The organism is Jeotgalibacillus aurantiacus (assembly GCF_020595125.1).
In the GTDB taxonomy this organism is placed as follows: Bacteria; Bacillota; Bacilli; order Bacillales; family Jeotgalibacillaceae; genus Jeotgalibacillus; species Jeotgalibacillus aurantiacus.
Genome location: NZ_JACNMS010000001.1, coordinates 951,814 through 972,188, shown reverse-complemented (window position 1 = coordinate 972,188; position 20,375 = coordinate 951,814). Strand labels below are relative to the sequence as shown.

The 20,375-nt window shown below is 45.7% G+C and carries 19 protein-coding genes; 16 read left to right on the top strand and 3 right to left on the bottom strand.

All coding sequences use genetic code 11. The features are described from left to right. Positions 1-49 precede the first annotated feature (49 nt). The 4 genes from noc (at position 50) to H7968_RS04585 (ending at position 3,543) form a co-directional block, all read left to right on the top strand. Positions 50-904: a nucleoid occlusion protein gene (gene noc, locus H7968_RS04600; protein ID WP_134375621.1), complete on the top strand. Its 855-nt coding sequence runs from the start codon at positions 50-52 to the stop codon at positions 902-904. 264 nt (positions 905-1,168) lie between these two features. After that, on the top strand, positions 1,169-1,930 hold the full coding sequence (locus H7968_RS04595) for a ParA family protein (RefSeq protein WP_227395040.1): 762 nt from the start codon (positions 1,169-1,171) through the stop codon (positions 1,928-1,930). After that, a complete protein-coding gene (locus H7968_RS04590; RefSeq protein ID WP_227395039.1) occupies positions 1,923-2,771 on the top strand; it encodes a ParB/RepB/Spo0J family partition protein in 849 nt (282 codons plus the stop codon). Before H7968_RS04595 ends, H7968_RS04590 begins: the two co-directional genes overlap by 8 nt. A 58-nt stretch (positions 2,772-2,829) precedes the next feature. Further along, the gene (locus H7968_RS04585) at positions 2,830-3,543 is read left to right on the top strand and encodes a DUF554 domain-containing protein (protein WP_227395038.1); all 714 of its coding nucleotides are present in this window, start codon (positions 2,830-2,832) and stop codon (positions 3,541-3,543) included. Here the strand turns inward: H7968_RS04585 and yyaC are convergent. After that, the gene (gene yyaC / locus H7968_RS04580; protein WP_406566351.1) at positions 3,503-4,114 is read right to left on the bottom strand and encodes a spore protease YyaC; all 612 of its coding nucleotides are present in this window, start codon (positions 4,112-4,114) and stop codon (positions 3,503-3,505) included. The two genes, H7968_RS04585 and yyaC, sit on opposite strands and share 41 nt — an antisense overlap. Positions 4,115-4,298: 184 nt before the next feature. Between yyaC and H7968_RS04575 the strand changes: the two genes are divergently transcribed. The 12 genes from H7968_RS04575 to H7968_RS04515 all read left to right on the top strand — a co-directional run bounded on the left by H7968_RS04575 (position 4,299) and on the right by H7968_RS04515 (position 18,449). After that, positions 4,299-5,228 (top strand): mechanosensitive ion channel family protein, encoded by a 930-nt coding sequence (locus H7968_RS04575; protein ID WP_227395037.1) that lies wholly within the window; start codon positions 4,299-4,301, stop codon positions 5,226-5,228. 12 nt (positions 5,229-5,240) lie between these two features. Further along, entirely contained in the window at positions 5,241-5,438 is a 198-nt protein-coding gene (locus H7968_RS04570) for a DUF951 domain-containing protein (RefSeq protein ID WP_134375626.1), read from the top strand. Positions 5,439-5,870: 432 nt separating this feature from the next. Next, positions 5,871-6,971, top strand: coding sequence for a redox-regulated ATPase YchF (gene ychF / locus H7968_RS04565; protein ID WP_227395036.1), 1,101 nt, complete (start codon positions 5,871-5,873; stop codon positions 6,969-6,971). 249 nt (positions 6,972-7,220) lie between these two features. Further along, positions 7,221-7,511: a 30S ribosomal protein S6 gene (gene rpsF, locus H7968_RS04560; protein WP_134375628.1), complete on the top strand. Its 291-nt coding sequence runs from the start codon at positions 7,221-7,223 to the stop codon at positions 7,509-7,511. 76 nt (positions 7,512-7,587) lie between these two features. Beyond that, on the top strand, positions 7,588-8,097 hold the full coding sequence (ssb, locus tag H7968_RS04555; protein WP_134375629.1) for a single-stranded DNA-binding protein: 510 nt from the start codon (positions 7,588-7,590) through the stop codon (positions 8,095-8,097). A 44-nt stretch (positions 8,098-8,141) separates the two neighbouring features. Beyond that, on the top strand, positions 8,142-8,378 hold the full coding sequence (rpsR, locus tag H7968_RS04550) for a 30S ribosomal protein S18 (protein WP_134375630.1): 237 nt from the start codon (positions 8,142-8,144) through the stop codon (positions 8,376-8,378). A 681-nt stretch (positions 8,379-9,059) separates the two neighbouring features. Beyond that, entirely contained in the window at positions 9,060-11,090 is a 2,031-nt protein-coding gene (locus tag H7968_RS04540; RefSeq protein ID WP_227395035.1) for a methyl-accepting chemotaxis protein, read from the top strand. 251 nt (positions 11,091-11,341) lie between these two features. Further along, positions 11,342-12,274: a YybS family protein gene (locus H7968_RS04535; RefSeq protein ID WP_227395034.1), complete on the top strand. Its 933-nt coding sequence runs from the start codon at positions 11,342-11,344 to the stop codon at positions 12,272-12,274. 83 nt (positions 12,275-12,357) lie between these two features. Then, the gene (locus H7968_RS04530; RefSeq protein WP_227395033.1) at positions 12,358-14,337 is read left to right on the top strand and encodes a DHH family phosphoesterase; all 1,980 of its coding nucleotides are present in this window, start codon (positions 12,358-12,360) and stop codon (positions 14,335-14,337) included. Beyond that, positions 14,334-14,780, top strand: coding sequence for a 50S ribosomal protein L9 (rplI, locus tag H7968_RS04525; protein WP_227395032.1), 447 nt, complete (start codon positions 14,334-14,336; stop codon positions 14,778-14,780). Before H7968_RS04530 ends, rplI begins: the two co-directional genes overlap by 4 nt. A gap of 133 nt (positions 14,781-14,913) precedes the next feature. Continuing rightward, complete coding sequence (gene dnaB / locus H7968_RS04520) at positions 14,914-16,278, top strand: replicative DNA helicase (RefSeq protein ID WP_227395031.1); 1,365 nt, start codon at positions 14,914-14,916, stop codon at positions 16,276-16,278. An 878-nt stretch (positions 16,279-17,156) separates the two neighbouring features. Further along, on the top strand, positions 17,157-18,449 hold the full coding sequence (locus H7968_RS04515; RefSeq protein ID WP_134375639.1) for an adenylosuccinate synthase: 1,293 nt from the start codon (positions 17,157-17,159) through the stop codon (positions 18,447-18,449). Positions 18,450-18,527: 78 nt separating this feature from the next. Here H7968_RS04515 and H7968_RS04510 read toward each other — a convergent pair whose 3' ends face one another. Then, positions 18,528-19,355, bottom strand: a complete 828-nt coding sequence (locus H7968_RS04510) for an STAS domain-containing protein (RefSeq protein ID WP_227395030.1) — start codon at positions 19,353-19,355, stop codon at positions 18,528-18,530. Between the two features lie 36 nt (positions 19,356-19,391). After that, positions 19,392-20,306, bottom strand: a complete 915-nt coding sequence (locus tag H7968_RS04505; protein ID WP_227395029.1) for a YitT family protein — start codon at positions 20,304-20,306, stop codon at positions 19,392-19,394. Positions 20,307-20,375: the final 69 nt, after the last annotated feature.

The window sequence follows — 20,375 nt, the reverse complement described above, 5'->3', positions numbered from 1 at the left end:
ATGATACAGATGTAGAGACTGCGAGTTTCATATAAGGTGGTGTGTCTTGATGAAGACTCCGTTTTCGCGGATCTTTGGCCTTGGTGATAAGGACGAGCCTGTTTCGCCTGAAACCACGGAACATAAAGAAGAAGTCAAACAGATTGATATTCATCAAATTAAACCGAACCGTTTTCAGCCGAGAACGATTTTTGATGATGAGAAAATAGAGGAACTGGCCCGTACGATTCATACGCACGGGATTATTCAGCCGATCGTCGTGCGGGAAAGCGGCGATGGTTCATTTGAGATTATTGCCGGGGAACGCAGATGGCGCGCGATGAAATCACTGGAATGGGAAACTGTGCCGGCCATCGTGAAAAACCTGAGTGATACGGAAACAGCCTCTGTTGCGCTCATTGAAAACCTTCAGCGCGAAGAATTATCACCTGTTGAAGAGGCCATGGCTTATCAGAAGCTGTTAGACCTCCACGAATTAACGCAGGAAGCCCTCGCTCAAAGGCTCGGTAAAGGTCAGTCAACCGTTGCGAATAAACTTCGCCTGTTAAAGCTGCCTGAATTTGTCCAGGAGAGCATTATTCAAAAACAGATCACAGAACGTCACGCGCGTGCGCTCATTCCTTTAAAGGACAGTGAGCTGCAGGTCAAAGTGGCGGAAGAAGTGATTGAACAGCAGCTGAATGTGAAACAGACTGAACTGCGCGTTCAAAAGCTCCTGGAAACAAAAGAAATAAAACCGAAGCCGAAGCGTAAAGCATTTAATAAAGACGTCCGGATTGCGGTCAATACGATTCGTCAGTCACTGAATATGATTTCTGATTCCGGAATGAAGCTGGATTCGCAGGAAGAGGAATTTGATGATTACTATCAGATCACGATTAAACTTCCAAAAAAGAAAAAGTAAGAAGCACTTCTGTGTTTCTTGCTTTTTTTTATCATCAGAGCCGATTTTCAAAACTATTTTTTAAAATGTCTGTTAAAATAAAATTATTCTTTATTTACGTAAAGCGAATTCGGTTTTTTAACGCCACTGACTATTGGACTTTTATACATAAATATCCGGCATGGGGAATCGTCCATGCACTTGCAGGCCGTTTGAAGGATGCAATCATTCTATGAAAGTTTGTACCGCAATACCGTGACGGTGCAGTAAGGACAGGTGACCAACATGGGAAGAATTATCGCCATCACGAATCAAAAAGGAGGAGTCGGAAAAACGACCACCTCCGTTAATTTAAGTGCATGCCTTGCTTATTTAGGAAAAAAAGTGCTGCTCGTTGATACAGACCCCCAGGGGAATGCCACAAGCGGTGTTGGCATTGATAAAGGGGAAGTGGATCAGTGCATTTATGACATTTTAATTGATGACGCGAATATTAAGCCGATTATCCGTCAGACTACCGTTGAAAATCTCGATGCTATCCCGGCTACGATTTCTCTCGCCGGAGCAGAAATCGAACTTGTATCAATGATTTCCCGGGAAATACGGCTGAAATCCGCTTTACAGGAAGTGCAGGATCAGTACGATTTTATCGTCATCGACTGTCCGCCATCACTCGGTATGCTGACGATCAATGCGTTAACTGCTTCAGATGCCCTTATTATCCCTGTGCAGTGTGAATATTACGCGCTTGAAGGGTTAAGTCAGCTGCTCAGTACAGTACGTCTTGTACAAAAGCATTTAAATAACCGTCTGCTAATTGACGGAGTGTTGCTGACGATGCTCGATGCCCGGACAAACCTTGGGATTCAGGTGATCGAAGAAGTGAAGAAGTATTTTCAGGATAAGGTATACCGGACCGTCATTCCTAGAAATGTCCGACTCAGTGAAGCACCGAGTCACGGGCTGCCGGTTATTTTATATGATGCGAAATCAAGAGGTGCGGAAGTGTATCTGGAACTCGCAAAGGAAGTGATTAAAAATGGCTAAAGGTCTTGGAAAAGGTGTAAATAAACTTTTTAAGGATATGTCGTCGATTGAGGATGAGCAGATTCAGCAGCTGTCGGTGAAGGATATCCGGCCGAATCCGTATCAGCCGAGGAAGATCTTTGAGGATGGTCCGTTACGCGAACTGACGGATTCAGTTAAAATCCACGGAATCATGCAACCGATCATTGTGAGAAAAAGCATTAAAGGCTTTGAAATTGTAGCGGGTGAACGCAGATTTCGTGCTGCCAAAGCCGCCGACCTGACGCATATTCCAGCGGTCGTTCGCGAGCTCAATGACAGGCAGATGATGGAGCTTTCTGTGCTTGAAAATCTTCAGCGTGAGGATCTGACGCCGATTGAAGAGGCGAAAGCGTATGAAACGCTCATGAAAAAGCTGAAAATCACGCAGGATGAGCTGGCACAGAAGGTTGGCAAAAGCCGTCCTCACATTGCCAATCATCTGAGACTGTTACAGCTGTCAGACAAGCTGCAGGAGATGCTTTCCGGTCAAAAGATTTCGATGGGCCATGCCCGTGCCCTTGCAGGGATTAAAGATCAGGCAGCTGCGCTTCAATTAGCGGAGCGGATCGTCAAAGAAGGATTAAATGTGCGTCAGCTTGAGGCGCTGATTCAACAGCTGAATCAAAAACCGTCAAAAGAATTAAAGAAGAAACAGGCAGATCCTTATATTAAAAAGCAGGAAAGCTACCTGCGTGAACGTTTTGGGACAAGTGTTGCGATTAAAAAAGGAAAAAGCAAAGGGAAAATTGAAATCGAGTTCCTGTCAGAGGATGATTTGAACCGGATTTTAGCGCTTCTTGACGGAGGTCAGGAGGAGTAACAGCGGACCTGGCTCACTGCCCGGTCTGTTCTTTTTGCCAGAAAGGAAGACTGTATCCATGGTGTTATTGGGAACATTGGTCAATGGCCTGTTAATCATTGTAGGCACGCTGATTGGGAAGATGCTTCACCGGATTCCTGAGCGGATGAAAGCAACTGTTATGTCAGCGATTGGTCTTGCAGTGGTGGTCCTTGGTCTTCAGATGGGGCTTCAGAGTAACAACTACCTGATCGTGATTTTAAGTCTGGTCATCGGAGCGGTGCTCGGTGAATGGATGGGGCTTGATGATAAGCTGAATGCGATGGGACGATGGATTGAGCGTCAGGTTGGTACGAATGGAGATACGAGTATATCCCAGGGGTTTGTCACGGCCACGCTGATTTTTGTGATCGGTGCGATGGCTGTTATTGGGGCGCTGGATTCAGGGATCCGGGGCGATCATCAGGTGTTATATACGAAATCTATAATTGATGGCTTTACCTCAATTATCTTAGCTTCCACGCTGGGCATTGGCGTACTGTTTTCAGCAATTCCGGTTATTTTATATCAGGGATCCATCGCGCTTTTTGCCACGCAGATTGATAAGTTTGTTCCGGCTCCGTTAATGGATCAATTTATCGCTGAAATGACAGCAACAGGCGGCCTGATGATTTTTGCGATCGGATTAAATCTGATCGGGATCACAAAAATCAGAGTGGCCAACCTGCTGCCGGGTATTTTAGTCGTTGGGACTATTGTGACTGCTGTATATTTTTATGGGAACCTGTCATAACATCCTTACGGTAAAGAATATTGGAGTAATGAATCGCGTCTGCGATCATCGTTGCCATTTCATTGACCAGATATAAGCGGGTGTTCTGAAGCATCGCATGTTCCATAAAACCGCCTGCATTAACAATACCGATAATATGAATGTCACCGGTTGCCGGAAGTTCCTTGTGTACGCCGGCCCCCGGACGAACCGGGCCGTCACCGACTTCAAGGTATCCGATATTTTTAAAATGTCCGAGACATGCATCGATCCCCACGATAAATGCATCATGATGAAGGAAACGGATTCGCTCAATCACTTCTTCGAGATTTAAGGCATGTACCGGTTCTTTTAATGTGCCATATTGGAAAAAGTGAGGCAGCTTCCGTTTCTCTAATAATGAACCGGTTAACGGTCCGAGCGAGTCCCCTGTAGACCGGTCCGTTCCGATACAGACAAAGACAATCGGACGCCCATCGGATGGATAGCGGGCTGCGAGTTCTCTCGCCAGACGATGAGGTGTCATTGAATCTTCCACGTGGCTTCGGCAGCTTGTCGGTGTAACCTGGCAGGATGGAATTGGTTGTGTCATGGTTGGACAACCCCTCTCTTAAATCCAGTATTGGTTATTCGATTCTATGTTATTCAACCTCTTTTGTTCATTATATAATACTTTTTGTTCTTTTTAAAGAACATTTTTTATTTTATTTGTTTTTATTTTTCTTTGTCGCGGGATGCTGATAAACTATAGTCATTATTTCAGAGGAAGTGGATGTATGGAAAACCAGCAAAACGAACAAGTCGAAGAGAGTTTGAGCGCGATAGGACAAATGTGGGAATCGATGGTCGCGTATCTGACAAATGAAGAAACGTGGATCTCCTTCAGCCTTGTCTCCCTCAAAATCATTTTTATTATACTGGTTGCAGGTATTGTAGTACGGATTGCCAAAAAAGTCATACAAAAAGTGTTCACAGTACGCTCACGTGCTCCGATGCAGCTGTCAGAAAGACGGGAAGCGACCCTCTTAAAGCTGCTGCAGAACGTGGTTGCATACGTCGTTTACTTCGTTGCGATCCTGGCGATTTTGTCAGCTGTGGATATAGATGTCCGCGGGTTAATTGCAGGTGCCGGAATTCTCGGTCTGGCCGTCGGTTTCGGTGCACAAAACCTTGTCCGCGATATTATCACCGGATTTTTCATTATTTTTGAAGATCAGTTTTCAGTAGGTGACTATGTAAGAATTGGTCAGGCGGAAGGTCACGTCGAAGAGATCGGTCTGCGTACAACCAAAGTAAAGAGCTGGACAGGTGAGCTTCACATTTTTCCGAACGGAAATATCACAGAAGTGACGAACTTCTCTATTCATAATAGTGTGGCTGTTGTTGACATCAGCATTGCTTATGAAGAAGATATTGAACGGGCACAGGATGAAATCCGTAAGTTCTGTGATTCGCTTGAAGGGAAGTATGAAGAGATCGTCATGAAGCCTGAGCTTTTAGGTGTACAGACACTCGGTGCTTCTGAAGTCGTCATGCGTGTCATTGCTGAGACCCAGCCAATGAAACATTGGTATATCGCCCGTGAACTGCGACGAGAAATCAAGCAGCATCTTGACGGACTCGGAATCGAAATCCCGTTCCCTCGCATGGTCATGTATTCACGCGAAGAAGCCGGCAAGCAATTGAACAAAAAATCAACAGAATAGGAGGAACTTTTCGTGGAAGAAAAAGAATTTGGACTAAACGATATTGTGGAGATGAAAAAACAGCATCCATGCGGCACGAATCGCTGGAAAATCATCCGCATGGGCATGGATATCCGCATCAAATGTGAAGGCTGCTCCCACAGCGTCATGATCCCGCGGAAAGAATTCTCCCGTAAAATGAAGAAAGTGCTTGTGAAGCATGAGGAATAAGTAAAGAAGCTCTCTTTCGTGATGAAAGGGAGTTTCTTTCTGTCCGCGGATAGGATACGACTACCTGCGAGCGAAGTTGCTGTTGGTACTCTGGGATTCATGTCGTTAGGATCATTATTTCTGTCACAAGGTGAGCAGTTTCTGTTGATAGACTGTCTGCCGGGGGTTGAAATTGTCGATAGCACGAAAAATTGTGTCGATAGAGCCTTTATTATTGTTGATCGCACTGTAATATTTGTTCATAGTATTAAAATTTCTGTCGATCCATCCCACGCTTTTTTACCCAGACCTCCAACTCACACTCACCAACCTCCCCCACATACAAACCATTAAAACAGGTACTCTTGTATTTAGCGCGCGGAATCTTTATAATTATGTGAGGTTTGAAGTTGACACGTCACATGAAAATGTTTGAGATATGGAGTGAATAAAATGGCATTAACAGCAGGAATTGTAGGTCTTCCGAACGTAGGGAAATCTACTTTATTTAATGCAATAACAAAAGCGGGTGCAGAATCCGCCAACTACCCGTTCTGTACGATTGATCCAAACGTGGGCATCGTAGAAGTACCGGACCCGCGTTTAAATAAGCTGACTGAGCTTGTACAGCCGAAAAAAACAGTTCCAACAGCATTTGAATTTACCGATATTGCCGGGATCGTTAAAGGTGCAAGTAAGGGTGAAGGACTAGGAAACAAGTTCCTTTCACACATCCGTGAAGTGGACGCGATCGTTCAGGTTGTCCGCTGCTTCGCTGATGACAACATTACACACGTTTCCGGAAAAGTGGATCCGATTGATGATATTGAAGTCATCAATCTTGAGCTGATTTTAGCAGACCTTGAAGCCGTTGATAAACGCATCGGCCGCGTCGGCAAGATGGCGAAACAGAAGGATAAAGAAGCCGTAGCTGAAATGGCGGTACTTGAAAAAATCAAAGAAGCACTTGAAAACAACCAGGCTGCCCGTACGGTTGAACTTTCAGAAGAACAGGCGAAAATTGCAAAAGGTATGCATCTTCTCACAAGTAAACCGATGCTTTATGCAGCGAATGTAGCTGAAGATGAAATCGCAGATCCTTCAAACAACGAATATGTAAAGCGTGTACAGGAGTTTGCTGCTGATGATAATGCAGAGGTGATCGTCGTTTGTGCAAAGATCGAAGAAGAAATCGCTGAGCTTGACGATGAGGAAAAAGCAATGTTCCTGCAGGAGCTTGGCATTGAAGAGTCAGGCCTTGATCAGCTGATCCGCGCAACGTATAACCTTCTTGGTCTTGCGACATACTTCACAGCAGGCGTTCAGGAAGTACGTGCATGGACATTCCGCCACGGCATGAAGGCGCCTCAGTGTGCAGGAATCATCCACACTGACTTCGAGCGCGGGTTCATCCGTGCAGAAACGGTATCTTATGATGACCTGATCGGATCAGGCGGTATGACACCAGCTAAAGAAGCCGGAAAAGTTCGTCTTGAAGGAAAAGAATATATCGTAAAAGACGGAGATGTCATTCACTTCCGTTTTAACGTGTAATACATTTAGAAGAGGTGTGTGGAGCTCACCGACTAAATAAAGAGACTGGAATAAGCTCAGTAATGAGTGATTCCGGTCTTTTTCATTATAGAAAGACACGTTTTCCAAAACTTTGGACAAACATCAAACACCACCTTGTACAACCAAACCAACTATGATATACTTTTACCTTGTGAGTAATAGATAGAGTTATTACTTCTTGTCTTCTGGAAGCAGAAGGCCGCATAGACCATAAGGAGGTGAATACCGATGAGAAAGTACGAAATCATGTACATTGTCCGTCCAGACGTTGATGAGGATCAGAAGAAAGCTGTAACTGAGCGTTTCGAAAACATCCTTACGACAAACGGAGCGGAGATCATCGAGTCAAAAGAGTGGGGTAAGCGTCGTTTCGCTTACGAAATCAACGATTATCGCGAAGGTTTCTACCAGATCGTGAAGTTGAACTCAGGTTCTGAGGCTATCAACGAATTCGATCGTCTGGCTAAAATCAGCGAAGATATCGTCCGCCACATGACAATCCGTGAAGACGAAAAGTAATTTTTACCGATAGAGCAGTACCCAATGCAACAGCAGGTGTAAGCCGGCTGATGCAAAGACAAAGGAGCTGGTTCTGATGATGAATCGAGTCGTATTAGTCGGTCGGTTAACCAAGGATCCGGATCTGCGTTATACGCCAAGTGGTGCCGCGGTAGCCACGTTCACACTTGCTGTTAATCGTGCTTTCACGAATCAGCAGGGTGACCGTGAAGCGGACTTCATCAACTGTGTCGTATGGCGCCGACCAGCCGAAAACGTGGCAAACTTCCTCAAAAAAGGCAGTCTTGCAGGCGTTGACGGACGGATTCAGACACGAAGCTATGATAACCAGGAAGGAAAACGCGTATACGTAACAGAAGTTGTTGCTGAAAGCGTGCAGTTCCTTGAGCCGAAAAATGCTTCCGGCGGTCAATCCGGCGGAGGATATGGAAGCAACCAGGGTTATCAGGATAACAATAACTTCGGTCAGCAGCCGCGCGACAATCAGAGCAACCAGAATAACCAGAACTACACAAGAGTGGACAAGGACCCATTCTCAAATGACGGTCAGCAGATCGACATTTCAGATGATGATCTGCCATTCTAAGGTGTAACTTATTATAAAATCTAAAAAAGAAGGAGGGGAATCCCATGGCAGGAGGACGCAGAGGCGGTCGTCGTCGTAAAAAGGTGTGCTACTTTACTTCAAACGGTATTACACACATCGATTATAAAGACGTAGATCTACTAAGAAAGTTTATCTCAGAGCGTGGAAAAATTCTTCCACGTCGTGTGACTGGAACAAGCGCTAAGTATCAGCGTATGTTAACAATCGCAATCAAACGTTCACGTACAATGGCATTACTACCATTCGTATCTGGTGAATAATAAAAAAGGACTGACTCTTCGCTGAGTCAGTCTTTTTTATTGTTGTATTATATATGAACCGTGCAAGAATACCCCTCTCTTTTCGCGGCCGCAGCTAGACAAAGGAAAGGGGGAGACGCGTTTCATGACACTTTTACCCCTTCAATTTCCTCCATACACTGCCTGATTAACTCTTTCGCTAAAAATCGATCATATGTAAAAGACTTTGGATCTTGCCAAAGCTTCTTGAATACACATTGAATCACTTCTTCTGTCAAAGCGGGATCCTTCGTTTTCCCATAGACAACCTTCCACAGCAGAGCAACATATCGATCATAAAGCTGGCTTAGTGCATCCTGATTACCGGCAGATAGCTCTGCAAATAGAACATGGTCATGATGTCGAATGAATGAACCCTCCTTTTTATTACGTACTCTGAAATTTCCCTACTTTATGCGACATAAAACGTCATGTAAAGACACCTTTCTCGAAAAAAACCAATTTTTATTGCAAAACAGGTTTAAGTTTCAGTTATCATTTCTTTTTATATAAAAAGTTTTTATTAAATAAGCATATAGAACTATAAAAAACTTAAATTAACCCTTTAAAAAATCCGGTATGATCCGATGTATGTAATAGACAGTCATGACTTACTAACTACTTTAAGTGTGGACTGATTACAGACAGCATGAGGTGAAAAGGATGAAAAAGCAGTTACAATCAATCCGGATGAAGCTGATTTTGACAACTTCTGTCGTTTTAATTGCGTCATTTGTTGTGTTACTCGGTTTAACAGGGTGGCAGCTTCACGATCGGACAGAGAATAATGTTCTCTCTCAGGCTGAAGGAATCGCAGGAGAATTGAATAATACAGTAGAAACGTTTTTAGATCAGTATGGACGAAGTATTGAACAGGTAGCATCGACCACAACGGCGATTGAATACGTTGAGTCTTCCTTAGAGGACGGGGATGCGGCATCACCTGGTGAGCTGGAATCATTATTGGAAGAGTACCTGGGGATCTATTCTGATCCATCCTCTATTTATGTTGCGGCAGATAATGGATCGCTTCTTATCTCGCCATTTGTAGACCTGCCTGCTGATTTTGATGCAACCACGCGTGACTGGTACATCAATTCAGCAGCTGCGCCTGACGAGATTTTATGGAGTGAGCCTTATATTGATGAAGCAACAGGTGAATACGTCATTACAGCCTCTAAAGGCATCCAGAGCGGCGGACAGGTGATTGGGGTTGTCGGGGTAGACGTCAAGCTTGGGGATTTAACATCAAAGCTTGGTGAGGCTCAGATCGGCTATGGCGGCTTTCCATTTGTATTATCCTCACAGGGGATTGCACTGGTGCATCCAACGCTTGAAAGCGAAAGCCTGATGGATTATGACTTTATTCAGGACGTCTATAGTGACCAGGATGGAACCGGTTCAATTGAGTACACGTTAGAAGGCTCAGATAAGCTGCTCGTTTATTCGACCTCTGCCAACACAGGCTGGAAGGTTGGGGTAGCGTTTGAACAGAGTGATATCGCTGCTGAATCACAGTCTATTTTACTGCTGTTAATTGTGATTGGCGTAGCAACACTGATTGTCGCAGCGGTCATTATGTCGATTGTGGCAGGGCGTTTCTCAAAACCGATTGTGCGTTTAAATGAAGCGGTGCGTCAGGTGGCCAATGGGGATCTGAGTGTCAAATCAGATGTAAACTCCAAGGATGAAATCGGGGATCTGTCCCATCAGTTTAATCTGATGGTTGATCATATGAATGACATCATTTCAATGGTTAAAACATCTGTTGATGAAGTGCGTGGTTCTGCAGAAGGCTTGAGTGCTGTAGCAGAGGAAACGAATGCGTCCAGTGAGCAGGTAGCAAGTGCGGTCAGTGACATTGCAGACGGTGCGACCCAGTCCGCTGAGGAAGCAGATGAAGCAAACCGCCAGTCTTCACGTCTGAGTGATCAGATTAATACGATTTCAGAGCAGTCGAGACAAATGTCTGAAGTGGCGAGTGAAGCAGGGGAAGTCAATCAGAATGGTCTTAATCAGATGAAACAGCTAAAAGATTATCACGAATCCTCTGCAGGCTTTATTCTGTCTATGGAAAGTGTCATTCAAGACCTTGAGCAGAAGGTTCAGACGATCGAAAGCGTGATGTCGACAATTACAGACATTTCATCCCAGACGAATCTTCTGGCACTGAATGCTTCTATTGAAGCGGCGCGTGCGGGAGAGCATGGGAAAGGATTTGCTGTTGTAGCGGATGAAGTCCGTAAGCTTGCTGAACAGTCTGTACGTGCCACTGATGAAGTAAAGCAGACGATCGTAGACATTCAGGACAGCTCCAAGCGTGCCGTGTCAGAAATGGGACGCACGAAAGAAACCTTCGACAGCCAGTCTGAGGTTGTGGAGAAAACGAATGAAATCTTTATGCGTATGTCTGACTTTATGAGCACAATGGAGACATCCATTCTTGCTGTGTACCGTGAAATCGAAGATGTCTCTTCAAGCAAGGAAGTCGTGACGCGTGTTATTCAGGAAATGGCTGCGATGTCTGAGGAAACGGCCGCTTCCTGTCAGCAGGTTGCTGCGTCAACGGATGAGCAGGTGCGCGCGATCCAGACAGTGACAGAATCAGCAGAACGCTTAAGTGAATTAAGTGACGATCTCCTGCAGGCTGTGAATCGTTTTCAGCTCGCGGAAGATAAAAGTGAATTGAATTAACAAATGTTTGTGAAGCCGGGGCTGCTCTTTTAAGAGCGGTTCCGGCTTTTTTCGGTTGATTCCGGGTCGCGCTTTAAGGCAGCGGGTCAGGTGCAAAAATCTTTTTGAAATCGAAATAACACAAAAACGTGAACGGAAACTGGCAGGAAAATTCAATTCGGGATGGGTGCGGGTTGAATGGAGACCGTTAGACGGATAGAATGTACATGAACCAATTTTCATGGACCGGAATTTAAATAGAGGGTGAACAAATGGATAGACAGTCTACATTGAGGCTAACTGAAGGTGCGATTCTGACAGCGTTTTTTGCTGTACTGTTACTCATAACCGTTTATGTGCCGGTGATTTCGATCATTACGGCGTTCTTTTTAATATTGCCGTTTTTAATTTATAGTGCTAAATATTCAATAAATGCATCACTGATCATGGTTGGTGCGGCAATTGGTGTGTCTGCAATTATTGGAGGGATTTTCTCGATTCCGGCAGCGGTTGCCTATGGAACGACCGGGATCGCGATGGGCTGGATGGTTCAGCAGAAAAAAAGCAAATTAACGATTTTGCTCATTTCATCACTGGTCTTTTTAGTGAATGTTGTTGTGCAGTATGCGATCTCTATTGTCGTGTTTGAGATCAACGTGATTGAAGAGTTTTTTACGATCATGACAGAATCATTTAATCAGTCTGTGACGATGTTCAATAATGCCGGGGTAGACACGGAGCAGGTGCAGGAAGTCTGGTCACAGAACATGATGATGATCGAGCTCCTGCTGCCGACGCTGCTTGTCTTCAGTGTCGCTGTTTTAATGTGGATTACGATCGCCGTTAACTTTCCAATCGCGAAGAGACTGAAGGTTGATGTGCCGGTTTTTACTCCGTTTCGCGAGCTGACTTTGCCGAAAAGCGTGATCTGGTATTACCTCATTGTGCTATTAACAGCATTGATCGGTGCGCCGGAGGAAGGGACGATGTTTGCTTATGCGATTATCAACCTGCAGATTGCGCTTGAATTGCTGATGATTTTGCAGGGGCTGTCGTTTATCCAGTTTTACGGGCATCATAAAAACTGGAGTAAAGGGCTTATGGTTCTTGTGACGATTCTGGGAATATTAATCAATCCATTAACCCGCATTTTAGGTATAATAGACTTAGGCTTTGATTTACGAAAGCGAATGTCCGGAAAGTGATATCAGGTAACCTTTTACACTGATATCAGATAAGATAATTTATACAGAATGCAAACGGTTCAACCGTTTTGGGAGCTGAAAGCATGCCAACTTATTTTCAACACCGGGTTTTGCGCAGACTGCTGATCGGCGTGACGGTGATTCTCGCCCTGATTCTTGCAGGCCTTGCCATCTATAACTGGATCATCGCATTCTTTGCGGCAGCAGTGGCTGCTCCTTTTTTGTGGTTCGCTTTTGTATACGAAAAGCGGTTTTTTCTTGATACAGAGCAGTATATATCCACCCTTTCCTACCGGGTCAAAAGAGTAGGGGAAGAAGCGCTGATGGAGATGCCGGTTGGAATTCTTCTTTATAACGATGATTTCTTTGTGGAGTGGTCGAACCCTTATTTGTCCGCTTTTATTGAAGATGGACCGATGATTGGCCGTTCGCTTTACGATGTAGCGGATGTACTTGTGCCGGTCATTAAAAAGGACGGCAGCTCAGAGGAAACCGTATCCTGGCAGGGACGAATTTTCAGAGTCGTTCACCGTCAGGAAGAAAAACTGCTGTACTTCTTTGATGTGACGGAACAGTCAGAGGTGGAGGAGCAGTACGAAGCGGATCGCACTGTGCTGTCTGTCATTTTCCTCGATAACTACGATGAGCTGACACAGGGCATGGATGATTCCGCCCGCAGTAATATTAATAGTGTGGTCACAACCCTGTTAAATCAATGGGCGAACCAGCACGAGATTTATGTAAAAAGAATTTCATCAGACCGCTTTTTAGCTGTGATGAATGAACGCATTTTACGTGATCTGGAGCAGGAAAAATTCACGATTTTAGATACGATCCGCGAGACGACGGCAAAACAGAATGTCCCGCTGACGCTCAGTATTGGTGTGGGCTCCGGAGCGGAAACCCTACCTGAACTTGGTCAGCAGGCGCAGTCGAGCCTTGATCTTGCCCTGGGCCGCGGTGGTGACCAGGTTGTCATTAATCAGGCAAACGGTAAAGTAAAGTTTTTCGGCGGGAAAACCAACCCGATCGAAAAGCGGACCCGTGTCCGCGCACGCGTGATTTCCCATGCGCTGCGTGAACTGATCATCCGCAGTGATAAAGTGATTGTCATGGGCCATAAACGCCCGGATATGGATGCAGTCGGAGCGGCGATCGGCATCCGGAAAATTGCTCAGATGAATCAGCGGGAAGGCTTTGTGGCGCTCGATTTTTCTGAAATCGACAGCGGCGTGACACGTCTCGTCGAAGAGATTAAAACGAAACCTGACTTATATTCCCATATCATCACACCGGAAGAAGCGATGGAGATGGTGACAGAGGATACGCTGTTAGTCGTTGTGGATACGCATAAACCGAGTCTTGTGATTGATGAACGTTTATTAAATAAGGCTGAAAAAGTCGTTGTCATTGACCATCACCGGAGAGGCGAGGAGTTTATTGAAAATCCGCTGCTCGTCTATATGGAGCCATACGCTTCCTCAACAGCTGAACTCGTGACAGAGCTTTTGGATTATCAGCCAAAACACGAAAAAATCACAATGCTTGAAGCAACGGCACTCCTTGCTGGTATAATAGTGGATACAAAAAGTTTTACGATGAGAACCGGATCGCGAACATTTGATGCGGCTTCATACCTCAGAACGCTTGGTGCTGATACGATTTTAGTGCAGCAATTCCTGCGTGAGGATGTCACCACGTATGTAGAACGCGCACGTTTAGTGGAAACCGTAACGTTTTATAAACACGGAATGGCGATTGCGTTTGGTGAAGATGACCGGATTCATGATCCTGTCATCATCGCACAGGCAGCAGATACGCTTTTATCCATGGAGGATGTAGCGGCGTCCTTTGTTGTGGCATTCAGGGATGAGGATGTAGTCGGCATCAGTGCCCGTTCACTCGGCACCGTCAATGTCCAGCTGATCATGGAAAAGCTCAATGGAGGCGGACACTTAACAAATGCCGCCACACAGCTGAAAGGGATCAGCATTGATGAGGCTGTCGAACAGCTCAAACAGGCGATCAATGAACACATCGAAGGAGGAACGGAAGAATCATGAAAGTTATTTTCTTAAAAGATGTTAAAGGTAAAGGTAAAAAAGGCGAAGTGAAAAATGTAGCAGACGGCTACGCACACAACTTTCTCCTGAAAAATAACCTGGCTGTTGAAGCCAACAATGCGAACCTGAGCCAGGTAAGCGCGCAGAAGAAAAAGCAGGAAAAAGAGGCACAGCAGGAGCTTGAAGAAGCGAAAAAGCTGAAGGAAACAGTGGAAGCCCTGACGGTTGAACTGAAAGCAAAATCCGGAGAAGGCGGCCGCCTGTTCGGCTCCATCACGTCCAAGCAAATCGCTGAAGAACTGAAAAAGCGCCACAACATTAAAGTCGATAAGCGCAAAATCGAAATGGACGATGCTATTCGTTCACTTGGCTACACAAACGTGCCAGTCAAGCTGCACAACGAAGTGACAGCAACGCTTAAAGTGCACGTAACAAAAGAATAAAACCTGACCGGAAATCGGATTCACCCAATATTTTTAAGCAAACGGCGAACCGATTTCGTGCTATACTTAAAAAAATGTGATCATTTGAGATCACATTTTTTTTCGATCAAAATCTTTCGGGAGGGATCCAGCTTTGAATGAACAGTTTGCGGATCGTATGCCGCCCCAGAATATAGAAGCGGAAATGGCTGTACTCGGTGCAATATTCCTTGAGCCGCAGTCACTCATTTCTGCACAGGAAATTTTAATGCCGGAAGACTTTTACCGGAGCGCCCACCAGCGAATCTTCGAAGTCATGGTGCGCCTGAGCGACCGCGGAAAAGCGATTGACCTGGTCACGGTAACGGAAGAACTGTCTGCGATGAAGGAGCTTGAGGATGTTGGCGGTATCTCTTATCTGACCGACCTTGCAGGCTTTGTTCCGACAGCCGCCAACGTCGAGTACTACGCGCATATCGTAGAAGAAAAAGCGCTTCTTCGCCGCCTGATCCGCACCGCGACCACGATCGCCCAGGACGGCTATGCCCGCGAGGATGAAGTGGAAACCCTTTTAGCTGAAGCGGAACGTAACATCATGGAAGTCGCCAACCGTAAAAATACGTCCGCCTTCCACAGCATGAAGGACGTTCTTGTCCGCACGTACGATAATATCGAGATGCTCAACAGCACAAAAGGCGACATCACAGGGATTGCGACCGGCTTTAATGAGCTCGACCGCATGACTGCCGGGTTCCAGCGCAACGACCTGATCATCGTGGCCGCCCGTCCATCAGTAGGTAAGACCGCCTTTGCCCTGAACATTGCGCAAAATGTGGCGACCAAAACAGGTGAAAACGTCGCGATCTTCAGTCTTGAGATGGGAGCAGAGCAGCTCGTCATGCGTATGCTCTGCGCAGAAGGCAATATTAACGCACAAAACCTGCGTACCGGTGCCCTCACCGATGAAGACTGGCGCAAGCTGACGATGGCGATGGGAAGCCTCTCTAATGCCGGCATCTATATTGATGATACGCCGGGTGTCCGCGTGCAGGATATCCGTGCCAAATGCCGCCGCCTCAAGCAGGAGCACGGTCTCGGCATGATTTTAATTGACTACATGCAGCTGATTCACGGAACCGGCAAGCCGGGTGAGAACCGGCAGCAGGAGGTTTCTGAAATCTCCCGTTCCCTAAAAGGACTCGCACGTGAGCTTGAAGTACCACTCATTGCCCTGTCACAGCTGTCCCGTGGTGTAGAATCACGTCAGGACAAGCGTCCAATGATGTCCGATCTTCGTGAATCAGGAAGTATCGAGCAGGATGCCGACATCGTCGCCTTCCTGTACCGTGATGACTATTACGATAAAGAAAGTGAAAACCAGAACACGATCGAAATCATCATCGCCAAACAGCGTAACGGCCCGGTCGGCACCGTTTCCCTTGCCTTTATCAAGGAATACAACAAATTCGTCAACCTCGAGCGGCGTCTCGACGACCCGAATATGCCGCCTGGTGCGTGAAGAAAGCCTCCCGAAAATGTGGGAGGCTTTCTTTTTTGGCGGAGAGGGGAGTTTGTGAGGTTGTGGAGTGAATTCGTGAGGATAGGCGACGGGTTTGTGAGTTCCGGACCGGAGTTCGTCAGCTTGCGAGAAAGTTTGTGAGTTCAGTGAAATAAGCCCCATGGCCGCCGCTGGTAACCGTCTTTGAAAGGTGTGTCGGGAAGAGTTCGTGAGCTCAGCGTTTAAATTCGTCAGGTTAGCCACTGAGTTCGTGAGGATAGGCGGCGGGTTTGTGAGTTCCGCGGCGGAGTTCGCCAGCTTGCCGGAAAGTTTGTGAGTTCAGTGAAATAAGCCCCATGCCCGCCGCTGGTAACCGTCTTTTAAATATGGTTCCGGAAGAGTTCGTAAGCTTAGCACCCAAATTCGTCAGGTTAGCCACTGAGTTCGTGAGGATAGGCGGCGGTTTCGTGAGTTCCGGACTGGAGTTTGTCAGCTTGTGAGAAAGTTTGTGAGTTCAGTGAAATAAGCCCCATGCCGCCGCTGGTAACCGTCTTTTAAATATGGCTCCGGAAGAGTTCGTAAGCTTGGCACCCAAATTCGTCAGGTTAGCCGCGAACTTCGTGAGGATAGGCGTCACTTTCGTCAGTTCCCGCGGGAATTTGTGAGTTTAGATGACACATTCGTCATTTCAGTGAAAATAGTCCTTCCCACCATAAATCGCAATCACATCAAAAAAGCCACAAATCCTGCCAGACATCTGACCTCCAAACCCTTAAATAACGAATATAAATAAAAATAACATAATTAATGTTCGTCTTTTCATTGACGTGTCCCCTAATCACTGGTACACTGTTTTTGTTTGATAAAAAGGGTGTAACAGCCTGACGGAGGTGCGTTTCATGTCTTCAGTAGTCGTAGTAGGTACGCAATGGGGAGATGAAGGGAAAGGGAAGATCACTGACTTTCTCTCAGAACATGCAGAAGTAATTGCCCGTTATCAGGGTGGTAATAATGCAGGACATACAATTAAATTTGACGGGGAAACATATAAGCTTCATTTGATTCCATCCGGTATTTTTTATAAAGATAAAATTTCTGTTATCGGAAACGGCATGGTGGTCGATCCGAAGGCGCTTGTTGCAGAATTAAAATATTTACATGACCGCGGGGTATCAACGGATAACCTTCGCATCAGTAATCGTGCACACGTGATTTTACCGTATCACCTGAAGCTTGATGAGGTAGAGGAAGAGCGTAAAGGTGCCAATAAAATCGGTACAACAAAAAAAGGGATCGGACCTGCTTACATGGATAAAGCAGCGCGTGCCGGTATCCGGATTGCCGATCTTTTAGACAAAGAATCATTTAAAGAAAAGCTTGAACATAACCTTGCAGAGAAAAACCGTCTGCTTGAACGTTTTTACGAGGTAGAAGGCTTTAAGCTCGAGGATATTTTCGAAGAATATTATGAGTATGGTCAGCAGGTCGCGAAATATGTGTGTGATACGTCTGTTGTGCTGAATGATGCGCTGGATGAAGCACGCCGCGTACTATTTGAAGGTGCACAGGGCGTGATGCTTGATATTGACCAGGGTACATACCCGTTCGTTACGTCCTCGAATCCGGTTGCAGGTGGCGTGACGATCGGATCCGGTGTGGGTCCAACGAAAATCAATCACGTGGTTGGGGTATCAAAAGCTTATACAACCCGTGTTGGAGATGGCCCGTTCCCGACAGAGCTTCACGATGAGATCGGCAGTCAGATCCGCGAAGTTGGCCGTGAGTACGGTACAACGACAGGCCGTCCGCGCCGTGTCGGCTGGTTTGACAGCGTGGTTGTGCGTCATGCCCGCCGCGTGAGTGGATTAACAGATCTCTCACTGAACTCGATTGATGTGTTAACAGGCATCAAGACGCTGAAAATCTGTACAGCTTACCGTTTAGGTGATGACATTATTACAGAATACCCGGCAAACCTTCGTACACTTGCGAAATGTGAGCCGATTTACGAAGAGCTTCCAGGCTGGGATGAAGACATTACAGGCGTTCGTTCATTAGACGAGCTTCCTGATAATGCGCGTCATTATTTAGAGCGCGTGTCACAGCTGACAGGCATTCCTCTATCAATCTTCTCTGTTGGTCCTGACCGCTCTCAGACCAACGTTGTGAAAAGCGTTTGGAGAATGGAATAGCACAAAAAAAAGCATCAGGCATCGTCGCCTGGTGCTTTTTTGTACTGTTGAACGGGTAAAAAGCATGCTCGGCAATGGTCAATCTATTGCGTGCATGGATTCCAAGGCTTGTTTCACATTGGAAAACGTCCGAATTGATGAAAAATTGATACCGGTTAAAATCACGTGCTGCGCCAGAGAAGGCCGCATGCCACTCATGATCACGCCAATTCCGAGAAGCTTTAAAACGTTGGTAATATCAAAAACGTGTCCAGCTACTTCTGAATCAATAGAGACCAGTCCTGAAAAATCGATAATGACCGTCTCGAGACCCAGTTCACTAATCGCTGGGGCAGTCTTTGTCAACAGATGATTAGCACGTTCAGGATCAATGGTTCCGATCAGTGGCAGAACCGCTACACCATGCTGGAGCGGGACGATCGGAGCGGACAGTGCGAGAATCTCTTTCCGATTTTCTTCATTAATCGCATTTTTATACTGTTCAAACACAAGAATGGATTCCTTCAGACTGATATCCATCATATAATTCAGCCGATTCAACACATGGAGGGTGTCCCTGGCTGACAGCTCGTGCTCGAGACACAAGTCACCCATCAGTTTACTGAAATACATACGTGTTTCCGGATACGGCTTAATCAGACTCGACAACTTATCCATCATCGCAGCCTGCGCCTCACTGTTTTGTCTCGACCATTCCAGAAATTCATCGGCAACCTGCTGATCCTCTTTATAAAGCAGTGCCTTCGATAAAAAGTGGAAAAAGGGTGCATTGGTTTTTCTCGATTGCTCGATCACATGATCAGGAATCTCAATATCCATTTTACCAAGACTGTATTCCATCAGTTTTTCACCGAGCTTCTCACCATACTGATCCAGATATGCTGCAAGTGCTTGAACGCTACCCATCAGAATCCCTCTATTCTCTTTTTATTTTTCGGAATGTTAATGAATCGCCTTCTTCTTAAAACGTCCGCCTCTTACTTCTGCAATATTTCCAACCGCTAAAAAGGCGCCAGGATCAATATCCTCCACGATACCTTTCAGCTTTGCCTCCTCAAGCCTGGTGATGACGCAGAACACGACCTTCTTCTGATGAAGGGTAAAACCACCCTGACCATTCAAATACGTGACACCGCGTCCAAGGCGGTCAATAATCGCATCACCAATCTCAGTGTACTGATCACTGATAATCCACGCTGCACGCGATTCATCAATTCCCTGAATCACAATATCAATCGTTTTAAACGCAATAAAATAAGCAATAGCTGAATACATTGCACGATCCCACTCAAACACAAAACCTGCCACAATAAAAATAAAAAAGTTAAAAAACATAATAATTTCTCCAACAGAAAAAGGCAGGTTTTTATTAAATAAAATCGCCAAAATCTCAGTACCATCAAGGGATCCACCATACCGGATCACGGTTCCAACGCCGATACCCAGTGTAATTCCACCAAATACGGTCGCCAGCAACAGGTCATCAGTAAACACTTCAAAGTCGTGAAGAAAGTAAGTTGAAATGGATAAAACGCTGATTCCCAACAGAGTGGATAAGGCAAATGTCTTACCTATTTGTTTATACCCAATAAAAAAGAAAGGAATGTTCAATAAAAAAATAAATAATCCGAGCCGCCAGCCCGTCAGGTAAGATAAAATGATGGAAATTCCAACGATGCCTCCATCCAGTACCTGATTAGGTACAAGAAAAAGCTCAAGTCCGACCGCCATCAGTATAGCCCCGAGTACAATAAATAAAACCCGCTTTCCAATTCCCTGCAAGGAAAGGGCACGATGCTGCTGGCGTTTCTTTTTAGACACCGGTGGCAATGTCCGTTTCTTCTTTTTTGGTGGCATACCATGTCTCCTTTCCCAATTAATTATAGCCATTATACATGAAAAAGACAGAATCATCTGACATCACGC